The organism is Pseudomonas sp. B414, from assembly GCF_055408445.1.
This window is the reverse complement of sequence record NZ_JBUZTQ010000001.1, coordinates 323,967-341,549: the sequence shown is the minus strand read 5'-3', so window position 1 is coordinate 341,549 and position 17,583 is coordinate 323,967. Positions and strand designations below refer to the sequence as shown.

Annotated in this window: 18 protein-coding genes and 1 tRNA gene; 15 read left to right on the top strand and 4 right to left on the bottom strand. The window is 59.0% G+C overall.

The genetic code is table 11. The features are described from left to right. Positions 1–37 precede the first annotated feature (37 nt). The gene (locus ACZRMH_RS01590) at positions 38–205 is read right to left on the bottom strand and encodes a rubredoxin (protein WP_003437744.1); all 168 of its coding nucleotides are present in this window, start codon (positions 203–205) and stop codon (positions 38–40) included. Between the two features lie 203 nt (positions 206–408). Between ACZRMH_RS01590 and ACZRMH_RS01585 the strand changes: the two genes are divergently transcribed. Then, positions 409–972, top strand: a complete 564-nt coding sequence (locus tag ACZRMH_RS01585) for a chorismate--pyruvate lyase family protein (RefSeq protein ID WP_464011858.1) — start codon at positions 409–411, stop codon at positions 970–972. Beyond that, positions 972–1,862, top strand: coding sequence for a 4-hydroxybenzoate octaprenyltransferase (gene ubiA / locus ACZRMH_RS01580; protein ID WP_464011857.1), 891 nt, complete (start codon positions 972–974; stop codon positions 1,860–1,862). The genes ACZRMH_RS01585 and ubiA overlap by 1 nt, the downstream gene beginning before the upstream one ends. A gap of 294 nt (positions 1,863–2,156) precedes the next feature. On the opposite strand, the gene ACZRMH_RS01575 is transcribed toward ubiA, so the two are convergent. Next, positions 2,157–4,538: a penicillin acylase family protein gene (locus ACZRMH_RS01575; RefSeq protein WP_464011856.1), complete on the bottom strand. Its 2,382-nt coding sequence runs from the start codon at positions 4,536–4,538 to the stop codon at positions 2,157–2,159. 407 nt (positions 4,539–4,945) lie between these two features. Here ACZRMH_RS01575 and ACZRMH_RS01570 point away from each other — a divergent pair, with 407 nt between their 5' ends. From ACZRMH_RS01570 to ACZRMH_RS01530, 9 genes are all read left to right on the top strand, one after another. Further along, on the top strand, positions 4,946–5,572 hold the full coding sequence (locus ACZRMH_RS01570; protein ID WP_464011855.1) for a tRNA-dependent cyclodipeptide synthase: 627 nt from the start codon (positions 4,946–4,948) through the stop codon (positions 5,570–5,572). A gap of 2 nt (positions 5,573–5,574) precedes the next feature. Further along, positions 5,575–6,534, top strand: coding sequence for a 2OG-Fe(II) oxygenase family protein (locus tag ACZRMH_RS01565; RefSeq protein WP_464011854.1), 960 nt, complete (start codon positions 5,575–5,577; stop codon positions 6,532–6,534). Positions 6,535–6,595: 61 nt separating this feature from the next. Next, positions 6,596–7,396: a 2OG-Fe(II) oxygenase family protein gene (locus ACZRMH_RS01560; protein WP_464011853.1), complete on the top strand. Its 801-nt coding sequence runs from the start codon at positions 6,596–6,598 to the stop codon at positions 7,394–7,396. Continuing rightward, positions 7,389–8,837, top strand: a complete 1,449-nt coding sequence (locus ACZRMH_RS01555; RefSeq protein ID WP_464011852.1) for a cytochrome P450 — start codon at positions 7,389–7,391, stop codon at positions 8,835–8,837. The genes ACZRMH_RS01560 and ACZRMH_RS01555 overlap by 8 nt, the downstream gene beginning before the upstream one ends. Continuing rightward, positions 8,821–9,738 carry a 2OG-Fe(II) oxygenase family protein gene (locus ACZRMH_RS01550; protein ID WP_464011851.1) on the top strand — a complete coding sequence of 306 codons (918 nt, stop codon included), beginning with the start codon at positions 8,821–8,823 and terminating at the stop codon, positions 9,736–9,738. The genes ACZRMH_RS01555 and ACZRMH_RS01550 overlap by 17 nt, the downstream gene beginning before the upstream one ends. A 43-nt stretch (positions 9,739–9,781) precedes the next feature. Beyond that, a complete protein-coding gene (locus ACZRMH_RS01545; protein ID WP_464011850.1) occupies positions 9,782–10,657 on the top strand; it encodes a 2OG-Fe(II) oxygenase family protein in 876 nt (291 codons plus the stop codon). Next, on the top strand, positions 10,635–11,543 hold the full coding sequence (locus tag ACZRMH_RS01540) for a 2OG-Fe(II) oxygenase family protein (RefSeq protein WP_464011849.1): 909 nt from the start codon (positions 10,635–10,637) through the stop codon (positions 11,541–11,543). Before ACZRMH_RS01545 ends, ACZRMH_RS01540 begins: the two co-directional genes overlap by 23 nt. Beyond that, complete coding sequence (locus ACZRMH_RS01535) at positions 11,540–12,904, top strand: MFS transporter (RefSeq protein ID WP_464011848.1); 1,365 nt, start codon at positions 11,540–11,542, stop codon at positions 12,902–12,904. The genes ACZRMH_RS01540 and ACZRMH_RS01535 overlap by 4 nt, the downstream gene beginning before the upstream one ends. Next, a tRNA-Ile gene (locus tag ACZRMH_RS01530) sits at positions 12,895–12,970 on the top strand. Before ACZRMH_RS01535 ends, ACZRMH_RS01530 begins: the two co-directional genes overlap by 10 nt. Position 12,971: 1 nt before the next feature. Here the strand turns inward: ACZRMH_RS01530 and ACZRMH_RS01525 are convergent. Beyond that, positions 12,972–13,559, bottom strand: a complete 588-nt coding sequence (locus ACZRMH_RS01525) for a DUF6436 domain-containing protein (protein WP_464011847.1) — start codon at positions 13,557–13,559, stop codon at positions 12,972–12,974. Between the two features lie 109 nt (positions 13,560–13,668). On the opposite strand from ACZRMH_RS01525, the gene bipL reads away from it, so the two are divergent. Beyond that, the gene (bipL, locus tag ACZRMH_RS01520) at positions 13,669–14,610 is read left to right on the top strand and encodes a phospholipase BipL (protein WP_464011846.1); all 942 of its coding nucleotides are present in this window, start codon (positions 13,669–13,671) and stop codon (positions 14,608–14,610) included. Positions 14,611–14,726: 116 nt separating this feature from the next. On the opposite strand, the gene ACZRMH_RS01515 is transcribed toward bipL, so the two are convergent. Next, on the bottom strand, positions 14,727–15,467 hold the full coding sequence (locus ACZRMH_RS01515) for a hypothetical protein (RefSeq protein WP_464011845.1): 741 nt from the start codon (positions 15,465–15,467) through the stop codon (positions 14,727–14,729). 152 nt (positions 15,468–15,619) lie between these two features. Between ACZRMH_RS01515 and ACZRMH_RS01510 the strand changes: the two genes are divergently transcribed. From ACZRMH_RS01510 to ACZRMH_RS01500, 3 genes are read left to right on the top strand one after another with little or no spacing between them, the layout of a single operon-like run. Then, positions 15,620–16,255: a 2OG-Fe(II) oxygenase gene (locus tag ACZRMH_RS01510; protein ID WP_095027662.1), complete on the top strand. Its 636-nt coding sequence runs from the start codon at positions 15,620–15,622 to the stop codon at positions 16,253–16,255. Next, complete coding sequence (locus tag ACZRMH_RS01505) at positions 16,252–16,746, top strand: 2-thiouracil desulfurase family protein (RefSeq protein WP_464011844.1); 495 nt, start codon at positions 16,252–16,254, stop codon at positions 16,744–16,746. The genes ACZRMH_RS01510 and ACZRMH_RS01505 overlap by 4 nt, the downstream gene beginning before the upstream one ends. 42 nt (positions 16,747–16,788) lie before the next feature. Continuing rightward, complete coding sequence (locus ACZRMH_RS01500) at positions 16,789–17,502, top strand: carbonic anhydrase (RefSeq protein ID WP_464011843.1); 714 nt, start codon at positions 16,789–16,791, stop codon at positions 17,500–17,502. Positions 17,503–17,583 lie beyond the last annotated feature (81 nt).

Here is a 17,583-nt window from a genome sequence, read left to right as displayed (position 1 = left end):
CAATCTCCAAGGGGTGAATCTGGTTTTAAAAGGTCGATCAGTTGATTTCAATCATCTCGAAATCCATTTTGCCGACGCCGCAGTCCGGGCACAGCCAGTCTTCCGGCACGTCCTGCCACAGGGTGCCAGGGGCGATACCATCATCAGGCCAACCGTCGGCTTCGTTATAAATCAGACCACATACAATGCATTGCCACTTTTTCATCGGGGTACTTCCTAGGGATTCAGGCCGGGACGAAACCACGGACTTGTTGATATGCGCCGTGTTGCTCGTCAAATTCAGGGCGTTTTGTACTGATGACCACCGGCAGATGCAAGTACCAATGGTGCCAACAGGCTCTGAGCCGCTCATTCAAGGACCGGCATGATAAGCTCGCCGACCTCACTGGTTGCCAATTATGACCCACCGTGCCGCACATAACGTATCCGCTGATCTCCCCCGTCTGGCTTGAGCAAGGCCTGCTTTCTGACCTGCCCGACGCACAGACGCTCGACTGGCTGTTTGACGAAGGTTCCCTGACTCGGCGTCTCACTGCAATTTCAGATAATTCCTTCAGCGTGCTTCCGCTTTTTGAGGGCTGGCAAGTATTGCGCCCGGACGAGTGTGCGGCGCTTGAGTTGCCCCTGGGGGTTCAGGGCTGGGTACGTGAAGTGTATTTGCGCGGGCACGGCCAGCCCTGGGTGTTTGCCCGCAGCGTGGCGGCTCAAGGTTCGCTGGAAGCGGGCGGCCTGAATATGGACGAGTTGGGCACCCGCTCATTGGGCGAACTGCTGTTTAGCGATCAGGCGTTTGAGCGCGGTGCGCTGCAGGTGTGTCGCTACCCGCGCAACTGGTTACCGCTGGTCGACCAGGCCGATGACCTGTGGGCCCGCCGCTCGCGCTTTGTGCGCGGAGGATTGAGCGTGCTGGTGGCCGAAGTGTTTTTACCCAAACTGTGGACCGCCCTCAGTACCCGGTCGGAGAACAACTGATGTACACGCGACTGCTCAAATCACTTAACCGCCTCAACCCGCGTGCCTGGGACTTTATCCAGCTGACCCGCATGGACAAGCCCATCGGCATCTATCTGCTGCTGTGGCCGACCCTGTGGGCGCTGTGGATCGCCGCCAAGGGCGTGCCTTCGCTGAGCAACCTGCTGATCTTTGTATTCGGCGTGATCCTGACCCGGGCTGGCGGTTGCGTGATCAACGACTTTGCCGATCGCAAGGTGGATGGCCACGTCAAACGCACTGAACAACGGCCGATGGCCAGCGGAAAAATCAGCAGCAAAGAGGCTCTGGTGTTTTTTGCGCTGCTGATGGGCGTCAGTTTCCTGCTGGTGTTGTGCACCAATGCGCCGACCATCTGGCTGTCATTCGGCGGGCTGGCGCTGGCTGCGACTTATCCGTTTATGAAGCGCTACACCTACTACCCACAAGTGGTACTGGGGGCCGCGTTCTCCTGGGGCATACCGATGGCGTTTACCGCCGAAACCGGCAGCCTGCCAGCTGCGGCCTGGTTGCTGTATATCGGCAATCTGCTGTGGACCGTGGGTTACGACACCTACTACGCGATGACTGACCGCGAGGACGACCTCAAGATCGGCGTCAAATCCACCGCCATCCTGTTTGGCGATGCTGATCGCGTGATTATCCTCAGTTTGCAGGGCCTGGCCTTGGGTTGCCTGCTGCTGGCGGGTTCACATTTTGAGCTGGGTGGCTGGTTCCACCTTGGTCTGCTGGGGGCTGCGGGGTGTTTTGTGTGGGAATACTGGTACACCCGCAACCGCGAACCTCAGCGCTGCTTCAAGGCCTTCTTGCATAACCACTGGGCGGGGTTGGCGATTTTTGTGGGGATCGTGCTGGATTATGCGCTGCGCTAGCACAGAGGTATTTGTAGAGACTTTGTAGATACCGAGGAACGAAGGCTGCGTTCGGCTGCGCAGCAGTCGTAAACAGGGGTATGCGCGATGTATCTGAAGCACAGAGGCCGAATGGTTTTACGACTGCTACGCAGCCGGACGTAGCCTCGTTCTACTCGTCAACGGCTACAGAGGGTTCGCCATATTTGTAGCCCTGAGGAGCGCAGCAGCCGCAAAACCATGCAGCCAGGTTGCTCAGATACACCGCCATTGCAGGGTTTACTGGTCTGGCTCCCACATTAAGTTTGCAGTAGTTCACCTCACCGGCACCAACCGCAACGTACTGCGGGTATTGAGCTGGATCTCGTTTTCTTCCATATGCGGTTTGTCGTAGTCGCCCTCGATGTAGGACTCGGCCTGGTCGCGGTAGTGTTTGTCGAAAGGCACGCCGCTTTGCCCCACAGGATTTATGGTCAGGCTGTGGGTCGGGTTGGCGAAGTCGATCAGGCGCCGGGTCGACGGGCCATAGGTCACCGGCCACGGGGCGTTGCCGAGTTTAGCGCTGAGGTTGTTGGGCACTTCGTGGCTGCCGGGGGCGGCGAAGGGGCCTACGTTGAACAGCCAGTCCAGCGGTTTTTGCCGCCCCAGCGGATGGTCGTGGGTCAGGGTATGGGCACGGCCCCAGCGCCATTGCCCGGGGTCGTTACCCAGGGTCGCCTTCAAATGCGCAATGCTGGCCCGCCAGGCCACTTTGACCGTGTCGGCGCGGCTATCTTTTTGCGCGGTAGTGCGGTTGTCCCACCACGGCGAATCCGGGCTTGCGGCCAGGCGCGGCAAAGCTGCATCGATCACGCGGGTGGTCAGCATAGTGTCAAAAAAGGCATCGCCCAATTTATCGCGCATGGTCGCTTCGGTGAGGTTGAACAGGAACTGGTTGAACAGCGTGGCCGCGGTTGAGTCCAGCGGGTAATCGCCTTTCCATTGCCCCAGTTGCTCCACCAGTTTGCGTTCGGCCGGGTCGCTGACCACTTCGCGCAGCACCGGTAACAAGGGCTTGAGCACACGCTGGCCGTAGTCAGTCGCGGTACCCAGTTGCAGCGCCTGGCTGTTTTTCAGGTTCCACTTCACGCTGGCATCGCTGAGTTGGCGATTGAGCTGTTGGCCGCGATCCGCGAGGTTGTAATAACCGGGTATCTGGATGCCAGCAGGGGACACGGGCTGGAAGTTGGCCGACACGATATAGCCCCGCGCCGGATTTTCTTCCTGAGGGTTGGCGCTGAACGGGTAAAAACCGTCTTTATCGGCCTGGTTTGTGCTGCCGTCGAGGATAAACGCCGGGTTGACCCCCGCCGGGCGCTTGGGCAATTGCGCCGCCGCCCACCAGCCGATATCACCCTTGGCGTTGGCCCACAGCAGATTGAGCCCCGGCGCCTGAATAAAGGTAGCCGCCTTACGGGCCTTACTCAGGCTGTCAGCACGGTTGAGCTGGTAGAAGCCTTCGAGGATCGGGTTTTTCGTCTCCAGAAACCCCCACCACATGGCAATCGGTGTGTTGCCCGCCGTGGCACCCAGTACGTCGTTGATGATCGGGCCGTGGGGCGACTGACGCAGCGTAAGCGTGACCGGCGGCTCGCCCTTGACCGCAATCTGCTGTTCGCTGCTGGTCATGTCGACCCACTGGCCGTGGTACCACACCTGATTGGGGTTGTCGGGGTTGGTCTTCTCGGCAATCAGGTCCAGATCATCGTTCTGGAACATGGTCAGGCTCCAGCCAAAGTCGCGGTTGTTACCCAGGAAGGCGAACGGCACCAGCGCCTGATGGTAGCCGTACAGGTCAAAATCCGGGGCGGAGAGCTGCGCTTCATACCAGACTGATGGCGCCGAAAAGCGAATATGCGGGTCGCCCGCCAGCAATGGTTTGCCACTTTGCGTGCGCTTGCCCGACACCACCCATGCATTGCTGCCTTCGAACTGCGGCAAGCCCGCCTGGCTCAAGGCCTGATCGCTTAGTTGGGCCAGGGCGCCGAGGGCTTTCCAGTCGCTGGCCGCCAGTGCCGGGGCCAACACACCTTGAGGCTGCCAATCGAGGTCAAAGATTTGCAGGTAATCGCTGCCCAGTTGATCGCGCACATAGGTCAGCAGCGGCTCTGTACGAAAGGCAGCGGCAAAGCTATAGGCCATGTACCCGGCGACGCTGATGGTGTCTTCGGCGGTGAAGGGCCGAGGCTTGATACCCAGCAGGTCGAACTCCACCGGTTTGGCGTGGCTGGCCTGGTACTGGTTGATCCCGTCCAGATACGCCTGCAAGGCCAGAAAGGCCGGGGACTGCGGGTCCAGTTCCGTCAGGTAGCTGGCGGCCCGCTCACGGATGCGCAGGCTGCGAAACAGCTTGTCGGTATCCACGAGCTTGGGGCCCAGCACCTCGGCCAACTCGCCCCTGGCCAGGCGACGCATGATTTCCATCTGAAACAAGCGGTCCTGCGCCTGTACATAGCCCAAGGCACGGTACAGATCAGCTTGATTGCCCGCGCGAATATGCGGCACCCCGCGCTCGTCATAACGCACCGTGACCTGTCCTTGCAGTGCCGCAAGCTCGACTTGCCCCTGACGGGAAGGCAACTTGCTTTGCACGTACCAAAACCCGCCACCGGCAAGGGCGGCGACGACAACGGCGATAATGGTCAGGCTGCGTTTCATGAAGCGTCCTTGGGAAAAATCTACCGCGAGTGTAGGGGCTTGGACTTGATTGAGAAAGTCAGCGAGTAAGCAACGTCAGAGAGTTTTGGCTTATATGTAGGCTGTTTCGTACGTAATTCAGGCCAACGTCTTACATGGTAATACGTTGTGCAGATTAGGATGCCTGACTATAAATAGATAACGTGTTTTATAAATACTATATTGCCTGCCCGTTCTGTTAATTGAATATTTCATCAAATGCATGACCACGCTGCCTTCAGTCAGTATGTTGACGAGGAGTCTGTATGTCGTTTGATTTGAATAATAATTTGCCGCAGCCTGCGGCCTGTGTCATCGGCGCTCGATCATTTAGATATAAAGCCAAGATAGCCTCGGTATCCCCCCTCGAAAAACGTAACGGATTTGAATTGTCAGAAAGTTGCTTTCTGGGAATAAGCCTTGAAAACAGTCACTTTTATCCACAAAAGCTGGCGGGAATCCTGGAATGGATTGCCCGGCGATTTACCCGCTGTACCGTGCTGGTTGGCGACAGCATTCATCGGTTGACCCTGCAATCAGTGCATCAGGTGCAGCCTTCAGTGGCGCTGGCGGCAGCGCTGGAGTTGGGTGAGCGTTTCCTGCAGGAAAACCGGCCGGTGTTTGAATGTTTCAGCTCGGCAACGCGCTTTAACTTTCTCACCTGTCACCGGGTTCAGGAGCAGGTGGGCTATGGTTATTTTCACCGCGAGCTTGTGCAGCTGTATCGCACCGATGCCCGCTTTAATCAGTCGATCAAAGGCTTCGCGGAGCATTATTTACGCAAAAAAATCGATGTGCTGGAGCCGGCAGAGCGGGCTCGGCAAGTCGGTTTTTCGGCAGATTATTTTCTCGAAGAGTTTGCAATTTTTGCCTGCCTGCAACAACAGGGGCACTCGGTCATGGTTTACCCGGGCTCGTTCAGCACCCTGTCGGAAATCGCCCAGGGCTTGCATCCCCGTGCGCCGGACGAGCTCAAGGCGCTGACCATCGTTTCACTGTGTGTGAAGGGGCGCTGATGATGCCCGTTCCTCGTGTGCCAGCCCCTTCAAACGCTCTCTACAGCGCTGTTTACCACAAGCGTGTGGATGCCCGGCCCGTGAACCAGGCTGCCGATCTGGTGAGCGCCGGCATTGAGGGCGGCCAATTGAGTTTTGCCACTGATCAGGCGCGGCGCCAGGCGTTTGCCGACGGTGTGTTTCTGCTCACCATTCCTGCGACTATTGATGTAGGTGCAGCCGACCGGTTTGCCAATCAGTTCTACCGCGGCGATGCCAGTGAATATGGGCATTTCCGTGCCATTACCGCCTGTCAGCTTGGCGATGGCTTGCTGGGTTTTCATCAGCGGGTCGACCAGATTGAGCAGTTTTTGCTCGAACGCAGGTTTTGGGCCAGCCATTACCCGGCCGAGATTGCAGACACAGGCGAGAAAATGACCGCCCTGGCCCGGCAAATCCTGTGTGCGGCACTCGATTACGCAGGCATACCGGCACCGGCCTGGACCCGGGCCACGGGCAATTGTGCCCATGGTGGTGGCGCTTACCACCTGACATTCAATCATTACCGGGCGCAAATGGCTGAAGTGGGGTTGAGCTCCCACAAAGATGATGGCTTTTTGACAATTTTGCGCACCACCCAACCCGGGCTTGAGGTTAACCGCTTTGACCGTTGGGAAAAGGTCGTCAGCGGGCCGGATACATTTGTCATCAATTTTGGCCTGTCGATGGAGTGGTTAACGGCCCGCTGCAAGTCTCCGGTGGCCGCCATCCTGCACCGTGTGACGCGGCAAACTGAAGACCGCACCAGCTTTGGTCATTTCAGCTCCAGTAACTTTATATCCCGTGACAGGGGTATTTTTAGTTATTGCCCGATACGAGGTTTGCAGCGCGTGTGCGATGCGCGGGCATTAATTGAACACAACGATAGGGAAATCTACCAAGGCACTTTTTGTTCGGGAGATTTGTCTGATGAACTGCCCTGATGCCCATCTGTATTGCGCCAGCCTTGTTAAGGGAAAACTTGTATTTGAAAAAGAGGGGAGTTTGCGCAGCGCCATTCAACAGGGAGTGTTCTTATTAAAAGTTCCTGAAGGTTTTGACTTTGAACCGGGGATAAAACTGTGTCGCGAATTTTACCTGCCCGAGACTGATCAAACGGACTATCGGGGCTACCGAGCGCAACCGGATATCTACTTCGATCGCGAACACTTCCAGACCGAACATATTCTGGTCGACAGGCTGCGCTGGGCTGCCCGCTTGCCCGCTGCCGTGGTCCATATGGCGCTGATAATGGATGCACTGGGCCAGGTCATTTTTCAGGCAGCATTACGCGAAATGGGTGTCGCGGAGCATCTGTGGCAGCAGCTCAGTGGTGGTGCCGTGACAGGTCAGGGGGCTCATTGGTTTGCCGCCAGTCATTACCGCCCCGAGTTGCGTTTGCCAGGTTGCGCCGAGCATCGGGACACTGGGTTTGTGACGCTGCTCTACACTCGCCAGCCTGGCCTGGAAGCATTTGTCGAGGGGCGCTGGCAGTCCATTGCGCCCCGGTCCGGTTGTTTTATCGTTAACTTCGGGGCATGCCTGGAAACGCTCAGCGGCCGCTTGCCGCTGCCTGCCCGGGCCATTGAGCATAGGGTGCGCAAGGGCCCGGCGCTGCCCAAGGGTGAAGACCGTTTTTCCTTTGCAACCTTTATCAACCCGCCAGCCAGTGGTGAACTGTATGAGTTGCAACCCCACGGCGAGCTGCTGCGGATAATGAGTGTTGAAGCCTTTCTGCGCCATTTCAATGAGTTTACCTGGCAAGACCGGCACACCACCTTCGGCATCGAGCCGGCCCATGAGTAATCTTGAGTCCCCCTTTGGCGGCATGATTGCCCATCACCCGGGACCCTGCCCGCTGCAGGGGCATGGCGCGGCATTTCATCAGGCGACGGTGGAGCAAGGCTTGCCTGCCACCGAGTACTTTCGCCTTAGCGGCATTCGTAACTGCGCCCAGCAGGCGGGCGGGCTGTGCAGTTTCTGGATGGGTGAGCGCCTGGCGCTGTACCAGAGCAACAACCGGCCGCTGCTGGATGACGCGTTTCTTGCGGCTTCAACCGAGGCCAATCATGAACTGTTTGGCGGCTTTTTAGGGTCGCTGCATATCAGCGATCCGCTACGCGCCCACAAGCGTCGGGTGGTGGAGCAGGCGTTGGGTAGCCAGCGTTTTTTTGACGGGCTCAAACCCCATATCAGCCATTTGGCCAGGGCCTATTTGCGCCCGCTGCAACATCTGCCGCTGTGCATGGAGCAGTTGGCTTTGCAGTGGGTCAGCCATGTGGACAGCCATTTGCCAGGGGTGCTGGATTGCAGGGTGAAAACCCTGGCCCAATATCTTGAGGATAATCGCTTCAAGGCTGTCGTCAGCGGGTTTTTCGAGCAGGCGTCCAAGGTGATCAGCCATGATGCTGCGCCAGTGCCGGGGCAGCATGAGGCGCTGATGCCTTTCGTCAAAGACCTGTTGCTCAGCAACTTTGAATCCATCGCCGCAGCGCCTTCGTGCAATCTGATCCTGGGCCATTTCGTCCTCTGGGGGCTGCCCTTTAGCCGTCAAACCATTGAGGCCTTGAGCCTGGATCAGGCCCTGGAAATCGGCACCATCATTATCGCCACCTACGACACTACCGCGCTGAGCTTGCTGTGGTCGATGGCCTATATCGAGACCTCGCCGCAGATAAAACGCGAGATTATTCTCGCGGCCTCCAATGACAGCGATCAAGCCCCCCATGTGATTGATCTGGCGGTGCTGGAGGCGCTGCGTTTGGGCGGCTCCAACCCCACGGCGCTATGGCGGCGCACGATCAAGGCGTGTGAGATCGAACATGCCGGGCAGCGCCTGGTGATCCCGGCGGACACCTTGATATGGCTTGATCGCTGGCAGGCCAATCGCGACCCGCAGGTGTTCCCGCGCCCTGAGGTTTTCGACCCAGGCAATATTCTGGTTCTGCAAAAAAATGGCGATCAGCCCCACGCCTTCTGCACATCGCTGCTGGCGCGCAATCGCTATGACATCAACTCGTTCAGCATGCTCAATACCCGGCGTAACCCGCGCAAATGCCCGGGCCGCCTGTTTTCTACGCAGATGCAGGGCCTGTTGTTGCGGGAGCTGTATGGGCAATACGCAGTGAGCAGCACGGATATTGACCTGAGCCTGAGGCGTTATTGCGCCATGCCCAAACCTGCCCGTCCCGGGGTGATGACCCTGCGCCCAAAAGAAGGAGGCCGCGCCGATGACCAGCATCCGTAGCGCCACTTACCGTGACAGCCTGACTCTGCCTTCGCCACTGCATCAGGCCCACGCCCAGGCCATGTATCCGCCACTGACGCTGGAGCGTGCGCGGTTCTCGGGCAGCCGGCTGGTATTCGATTCAGCCGATGGTTTCGCCCGCGGTATCGAACAGGGGTTTTTCCTGCTGAAAATGCCCCAGGGTACCGTCTGTGAGGCGGCAGACCAGTTTGCCCGGCAGTTTTACCTGCCCGATGAAGGCTATCGCGAGTTGGAGGTGCCAGGGCTTTATCAGGGCTACTTCGATCGACCCCACGATCAATGGGAAAACTTCTATATCGAGCGCGACAACTGGCGCCTGCTACCGCGTGCGGTGGCCATGCTGGGGACGCAAATGGCGTCGCTCGGCTTGAGTGTGCTGCGCAATACCTTCGCTTATCTGCAGCTGCCCGCGCTCGATTGGCCCCGTATATCGGCAGGTCTGACTGATAACCGTGGCCATCAGATGCTGGCGTTCAACCATTTCCGCTCCGCGAAAAATGCCCGGGGCTGCAAGTTCCACCGTGACTCGGGCTGGGTCACGGTGCTGCGTTCCACTGAGCCGGGCCTGTATGCCTGGATCGATGGGCAAGTACGTGCCATCAACCCCTTGCCAGGCTATTTCATTATCAATTTCGGCAGTTCGTTCGAGGTGCTGACCGAACGCCTGGCAACCCCGGTCAGGGCCAATATCCACGGGGTGGCGCAACTGCAGCCTCGGCCACCTGAGAGTGAGCGAACGTCCTACACGCTGTTTCTGGATTCGGCCCTCGACGCCAACCTCTACCAGTACCGCAACGGCCGCGCTGTAGTTGTGCAGAGCGTTGCGCAGTTCGCCGAACAGGAAGTGGCGCGTACTTACGATCAAACGCCCAGGTTGTAGCAACGGGCGAAGTTATCCACAGGAAGATTGAGGTGCAGGCAGCATGAGCAGCCAATCGATTTCGTTGTCGTTACCCCGTGCAAGGCTTACCGGGCACGGTCTTGAGTTCAGTGACAGCACCCTTGAGCAGGCGCTGGTGCTGGGAGCGTTCTTGCTGCAAATCCCGCCTTCGCTGGATCTGAGCCCGGGGTTTGAGATATGCCGTAATTTCTACCGGCCCAGACGTGATGCGCAGGATATTTTGCGCGGTCATCGCGAAAATCCCCACGAGCGTTCAAAGCTGGGCTATGAAGACCGGCCCAATCAGGTCGAGCAATTGCAGATCGAGAGCCACCTGTGGCGCGAATACTTCCCGCTGCCGACTTCCCGGTTGCTGGGAGCGATCAAGGTCATAACCCTGCAGGCCCTGCGCGATTTGTTTGCAGCCAGCGGGGTGCGCCAGGAGCATTGGGCAACCATCACCGGAAGTACGCGGGACCAAACCAGCTTGTGTTACACCACCCTCAATCACTACCGCTCCGGCGTCAGAGGCACCCTGGGGATTGTCGAGCACACTGACAGTGGCTTTATTACCGTGATTGCCGCCGACCAGCCGGGGTTTGAAATCTGTCACCAAGGGCTGTGGCGGGCAGTTCCCCTTGAACCGGACTGTTTTATCGTCAATCTGGGTGACGCCTATCAGATCCTGACGGCCCACCTGCCTTTGCCGGGGCGTGCCGTGCTGCATCGGGTGATTGAAACCGAGCCTGCTCCGGGTTCAGCGGATCGCTCGTCGTTCACGGTGTATATGGGCCCCAATTTTGACATGGACCTTTTTCAGTACAGCGAAACAGGTGCACTAGAGGTGTATCAGTCGTTCCGGGCATTTTCGCAGCGCAAGGCAAAAGGAATGGGTTATGACTTCCACACCAGGGTCTGAATACCCATGGCAGCGGGCGGTGCTGGCTGGCCACAGGCTGCATTTTGATCAGGTCGACGGGTTGCAGCGGGCATTGCGCGACGGGTTTTTCTTTGTGCAGCCACTGCAGGCCTTTGACCTGGCGCCGGGTGATCGTTTTGCCCGCCAGTTCTATTTGCCGGGGCACGGCGCTTATCAAGGTTTTTGCAGGCAAACCGAAACGGAACTGGGCAGGCATCAGGGTTATTTTTGCCGGGACGCCGACCAGACCGAGCAATTCTTTTTGCGCAGTACCCACTGGCACAGGTTATTCCCCGAAGCATTGCGGATTCAGGCGCAATGCATGAAAGCCATGGCCATCGAGGTGCTGCTGGCGGTGCTGGCCTCTGTGGATATTCCCGCAGTGCTTTGGCGTAAGGCTACCGGCCATTGCATGGCTAGCAAGGGCACGCACACCCTGACCTTCAATCACTTTCGCCCGCAGGTGAATGCCCGGGGTTTGAATATTCATAAAGACTCGGGCTGGGTCACCGTGCTGCGCTCGTTGGAGCCGGGGCTTGAGGTGTTGCGCGAGGGGCTTTGGTGTCCAATTGAGCCACGCCCTGGCTGTTTTATCGTCAATTTTGGCTGTGCGATGGAGATTCTGACCCGGCATATGGCCACGCCGGTGGCGGCCGTTGCCCACCGGGTGGTGCAACAGCCACGGGCACCGGGCAAGGAGGATCGTTTTTCATACGCGCTGTTTCTCGACAGCAGTCTCGACAAAGGCTTGTGTGAGGGCCTTTACACCTACCGGCCGCAGCAGGGGCTTGAGCTTGAAGCTGACTTTGAGCAGTTCTTGAAAAGCATTCTTGAACACACCTACGAGCCCCATTCGGTTGGGTTGTATCAGGTGGGGAAACCATGACTATGGGGTCTGAGCAATCACGGTTTTTAGCGATGCTGGCGTTTTCAGCCGGGATCTTTTGCATTCAACTCGATGCCTTTGCCTTGAATCTGGCGCTGCTGGCGATCGCACAGGATTTTGCCATCCCGATTGAACGGCTCAAGTGGGTGGTCAGTGGTTATTTGCTGTCGGTGGGTATCTTTATGCTGGCCGCCGGGCGCCTGAGTGACGGTTTTGGCCATGGGCGTTTGTTGCGTCTGGGGCTGGCGCTGTTTGGCGGCGCGTCGTTGCTCTGCGCTGTAGCCCCGTCACTGCTCTGGCTGGTGGCTGCGCGGGTGCTTCAAGGCCTCGGTGCGGCGTGCTTGATGCCCGCCGGGCTGGCGTTGTTGGGCCTGCTGTACCCCAGTGAGCAACGGGGACGGGCGATTGGCCTTGCTTTGGGGCTAGGGGCCATTGCCACGGTGATTGGCCCCTTGCTTGGCGGGGTGCTGACCCAGTGGTTGGGCTGGCGGTTTATTTTCTGGGTCAATCTGCCCGTGGTGCTGATTGCACTCGCGTGTTGCTGGAGAATCGCCGAGCCCCGTACTTTTGGGGAGCGTGCAGCGATCAACGGGCCAGGCTTGCTGCTGGTGAGTCTGGGCCTGGCAGCCTTGGGCCTGCTGCTGGATGAGTTGGGCAGCCCGGAACGGGCAATGCCCCGGGCAGGGCTGACGCTGGGGCTATTGGTGCTGTGTGCCAGCCTGTTTGTCTGGGGTGAAAAGCGCGCCGCCACGCCTTTGATCGACACCAGCCTGCTGCGCAATGCCCCGTACTGGCTGCTGACCCTGGCCGGTGCCGTGGTGAATACCGCTACGGTAGTGCATCTGTTTGTGGTGCCGCTGTCCTTGCAGGGCGTATGGGGCCTGAGCCCCTTGCAGGCGGGTGTGGCCTTTCTGGCGCCAGCGGCGTTGCTGGCGTGTGGCGGGCCGATTGCCGGGCGTATCCCCGCTACTGAGGCAGTGTGGGCAATGGCGATATGCCTGGGGGTCAGCGCCATGTTGCTGGCGAGTGCTGCCCTGGCTCACGGCTGGCTACTTTATCTGCTGCTGGTGACCTTGTGCGGCGCCTCGTTGGGGATTGCCAATGCCCTGACCCTGATTGCGACGCAGGCGGTTGTCGCTGAGCAAGTCGCGGGGCTGGCCAGCGGCCTGACCAAAACCATTACCACCCTGGCTGCCGGCTTTGGCGTGATCCTCGCCGGGCGTAGCAGCGGGCCGCTGTTGGATGTGCAAAGCGTGTTTGGCAGTCTGGCCGCCTGTTGCCTTTTGACCTGCTTCGCGCTGTTGCTGGGGCAACGCTACTGGGCAGACAAGCAGACGGTAGACAAGTTGACTGGCCGGTAGCTCAGTGGCTAGAGCACGCCCTTGATAAGGGTGAGGTGGGAGGTTCGAGCCCTTCCCGGCCAACCATTCAGGGCTGACTTTGCGCCGCAGGCTGCCACGGGCAGTAGCAGCCCACTGCCATGGTATGCGTGGCCTTGACCGGGCGCCCTTCGCTCAGGGCTTGCAGGATCGGCTCGATAAAGCTGTTGCTGGCGTTACAGGTGGCGCCTTCACTGTAGGGGCCGAAGTAGGCCAGTTGGCCGCTGCGATCCCAGATGGCGACTGCCGGGCTGGCACTCAGGTGCTCGGCACCGGGCAGGCTGGCCAGGGGTTTGATTGCACCCAGGGTGGCAGGCAACTGGCCCTGGGTGCCAGGCTTTTGCAGCGAATAGAATTCGACGCCTTGCGGCACATAATGGGCCAGCAGCTCGCTCAGATGCTGCTGGTTGCCGACGTTACACGGGCAGGCCGGGTCCCAGAAGTGCACCACACGAATGGCGCCGGGGCCGGACAGTTCGGCGGGCAGGCTCAGCACATCCCCGGCAAACAGCGCGGTCTGGTCGCTGAAAGCGCGTATATAGCGGCCCTGAAACCAGTCATACGCGGCCCACAGCCCCACCGCGCAGATCAGCGTCAGCAGGCAGGCCAGCAGCGTTTTGAAGGTGGGCACCGGCATGCAAAAGCTCCTTTAAAGGTCGCGTAGCTTGCCATGCCTGACCTGACAGATGAATATCGATGGTCTATAAAGCCTGTTTTGCGCGCCCGCGCCCTGTCTGGAAGCCCTTATGCCTGCCCCGTTTTCTCCCGATTCCTTGCGTGCCAGCCTGCAACCGTTGGCCGCAGGGCAGCCGTTATCGAGCGAGGGGCTGGCGTATCAGCGTTTTTACGGGCTGGATTTCCCTCACCGCCCGGCGCCGGTCAAGCGTCAGCTGGGGCGTTTCAGTGCAGGGGGCTATGATCTGGTCAGCCAGGTCTGGTGGCCCGATGCTGCGCCTGTGGCCACGCTGTTTTTAATTCACGGCTTTTACGACCATATGGGGCTGTATCGGCATGTGGTGGAGTGGGGCTTGAACCACGGTTTTGTGGTGATTGCCTGCGACTTGCCGGGGCATGGGCTATCGAGTGGCGAGCGGGCCAGCATCGACGATTTTGCGCAGTATCAGGCGACGTTGCAGGGGCTGTTTATCGAGGCGCAATCACTGCAATTACCGCAGCCCTGGCATCTGTGCGGGCAAAGCACGGGGGGCGCTATTGTGCTCGATCACCTGTTGCACTACGGCGAGCAAAGCCCGGCCCAGGGCCAGGCGATCTTGCTCTCGCCACTGGTTCGGCCGCGAGACTGGGGCTGGTCAAAATTCAGCTATTACCTGCTGAGGCCTTTCGTCAAAGGCATTGCCCGGCGTTTTAGCGAGAACTCCAACGACCCGGATTTTTTACCGTTTCTGCAAGCTGACCCGCTGCAGCCGGTACGCCTGCCGACTGCTTGGGTAGGGGCACTGGCACGCTGGATACCGCGTATTGAAGGGGCATCACCAAGTACCCGTCTGCCGTTGGTGATTCAGGGCCAGGACGATAAAACGGTGGATTGGCAGCATAACCTTGAGGTGCTCAAGGCCAAGTTCAATCAGCCGCAGGTGCTGTTATTGCCTGGGGCGCGACATCATCTGGCCAATGAAACCGCCGAGATCCGCGAGCAGTACCTGGCGTTTCTGGACAGGCACTTTTGACGCTAATACTGAACCTGTGGGAGCGGGCTTGCTCGCGACAGGATCAGTGCGGTCTAACTGACAGACCGAGTTGCCTGAATCGCGAGCAAGCCCGCTCCCACACGTAATCAGTCACCTTACGGAGTGCTCTGACCTACCGCCAAACCGGCGCGAACCGCAGCCAGAGCAGCCTGGTAATAGGTTTTGCCATCGGAGGATTCGGCAAAGGTTACGAACTCTTCCAGTTCCGGATCAGACAGGTCGCGATACACGTAGAGCAAAGTGTTATCCAGCTCACCGGCAATCTGCTCCATCAAGCGCTGGCGTTGGCCGTTCAACATGCTCTGTGCCTGCCCGCCGCCCAGCAGGCCCGGGATCATCGAACTCAAGCTGTCTGCGGCAACCCCGGCAATCGCCAGGCTGACTTCGGCCCCGGCTTCACGGGCAGGCAGTGCGCGGGACAAATGATTGATCAGTAGCTGGCGAGTGGCGTCGGCTTCCATGCGCGGCAGGCCCTGGGCATGTTTGGCCAGTTGATCGCGGCGCGTGGCCAGCAGTTCGGCGGCGACAATCTTGCTGCCCAGTGGCGAGCGGAAAAACACCAACGCCGGTTTCGGGTCAGGCAAGGTGTTGCGCATCTGGTCCCTGGCGCGCTTGTCCATCGCAGCCGCAGCAAAACGCTGGTTGCTGTTGTTGACCAGCGCCTGATAGACCGCAGGCGGCAAATTGTTGCGATAGCGTTCCTGGGCCGCGCTCAGTGCGTCATTGAAGTGCGCACGTTGTTGCGGCCAGCCGGCCACCGTAAACAGATCATCGAGGTTATCTGCCCATGCGGGTAACGCACAAAACATCATTAACAGTAAAAACAAGCGGCGCATGAGGGGCTCCTGTCTGCAGGGCGCTATTGTCCGGGTGTGGCGTAGGACTTGTCGAGAATTCCTCTCGCTCTTGTAGGCTTAAAATGCCCAAGTGATTTTTTTCGACGTTGCCAGCCAGACGGAGCTGTCAGATTTTCAGGCGGCTCGATACTATGCGCGCCATGCAAATACCCTCTGATCACCCGCTGTTGCTACGCATCGTCGACGACCTGTACACGCAGGGATGGTCACAGCAAAATATTTTCCTGCCCGAGGCTTTGACCCTCGAGCTGGCGGCTGAGTGCCATAAACGTTCTGCCGAAGGCGAACTGACCCCGGCAGCGGTCGGGCGCGGGGTGACGCAGGAAGTCCGCGAGGGTATCCGCGGGGACCATATCCAATGGTTGGAGCCGGGTGAGGCGCTGGCCTGTGACAGTTATCTGGGGTTAATGGAAAGCCTGCGAATCGCCATGAATCGCAGGCTTTTTTTGGGTCTGGAGGACTTTGAAAGCCACTTTGCCCTGTACCCGCCCGGTGCGTTCTACCTCAAGCATCTGGACCGTTTTCGCGACGATGACCGGCGCATGGTTTCGGCCGTGGTGTACCTCAATCAGGGCTGGCTGCCCGAGCACGGCGGGCATTTGCGCATGTACCTGGACGGTAATGTCGATTATGACGTGCTGCCGACCGGCGGTTGCCTGGTGGTATTCCTCTCGGGCGAAATCCCTCACGAAGTCATGCCTGCGACGCGTGACCGTCTGTCGTTGACCGGCTGGTTTCGTCGTCGTGCCACCGAGGTGTTTGTATGAGTGACAAAATTTTGGTCAGTCGCTGCCTGTTGGGCCATCGCGTGCGCTACGACGGCGGCGCCAGCGGGCCCTATGACCAACTGGCGCAATGGCAGGCCGAAGGCCGGGTGATAGCCCTGTGCCCGGAAGTGGCTGGCGGCTTGCCCACCCCCCGTGCGGCAGCGGAGATTCCCGGTGGCCAAGGGGTCGAAGTGCTTGCAGGCCGGGCGCCGGTCATGACCACCGAAGGCGAGGACGTGACCGCAGCGTTTGTATCCGGGGCTCATCAGGCGCTGGAACTGGTCGAGCGCCACGGCATCCGCATTGCTATTCTCAAGGCCAACAGCCCGTCCTGCGGTAATCGGCAGACCTATGACGGCAGCTTTAGCGGGGTAAAGGTCGAGGGGCAGGGCGTGACAGCGGCCTTGCTGAGCCGTGCCGGGGTGCAGGTATTCAATGAGTTGGAGCTGGAAGAAGCGGCCAAAGCGCTGGGTGTTTTGACGCAGAAATGAGTTCAGGTAATATCCGCCAACATTTTGCCCAGGGATAAATCGATGACTGACAAGCCTAAATCGCAGCCCTCGGCCGCAGCGGAAAGTGCTGATTCAGCACTGCACCATATCGTTGATGGTTTTTTGCACTTTCATCACGAAATCTTCCCTGAACAAGAAGCTTTTTTCAAAAAGCTCGCCACAGCGCAAAACCCCCGGGCGATGTTTATTGCCTGCGCCGATTCGCGCATCGTGCCGGAGCTGATCACCCAAAGTGCGCCGGGTGATCTGTTTGTGACCCGTAACGTAGGCAACGTTGTACCGCCTTACGGTCAGATGAACGGTGGCGTTTCGACAGCGATCGAGTACGCGGTACTGGCACTGGGCGTGCAGCACATCATCATTTGCGGGCATTCCGATTGTGGCGCGATGCGTGCGGTGCTAAACCCCGCCAGCCTGAAAAAAATGCCGACGGTAAAAGCCTGGTTGCACCACGTGGAAGTGGCCAAGACTATGGTGCAGGACAACTGCAACTGCGCCAATGAGTCTGAAAGCATGCATGTGCTGACGGAAGAGAACGTGATTGCCCAGTTGCAGCACTTGCGCACGCATCCATCGGTGGCGTCACGCATGGCCAACGGGCATCTGTTTATTCATGGTTGGGTGTACGACATCGAAACCAGTGCAATCAAGGCCTACGATGCCGACAAGGGCGAATTCCTGCCGCTGGACGGCACCACCCCGATCCCGAGCGCGACGCCCAAAGCGCGGTTTTAAACCCACTGTAGTCGCTGCCGAGGAACGAAAGCTGCGATCGGCGGCGTAGCCGTCGTAGTGCCTGAATGCATGGACTGCCTG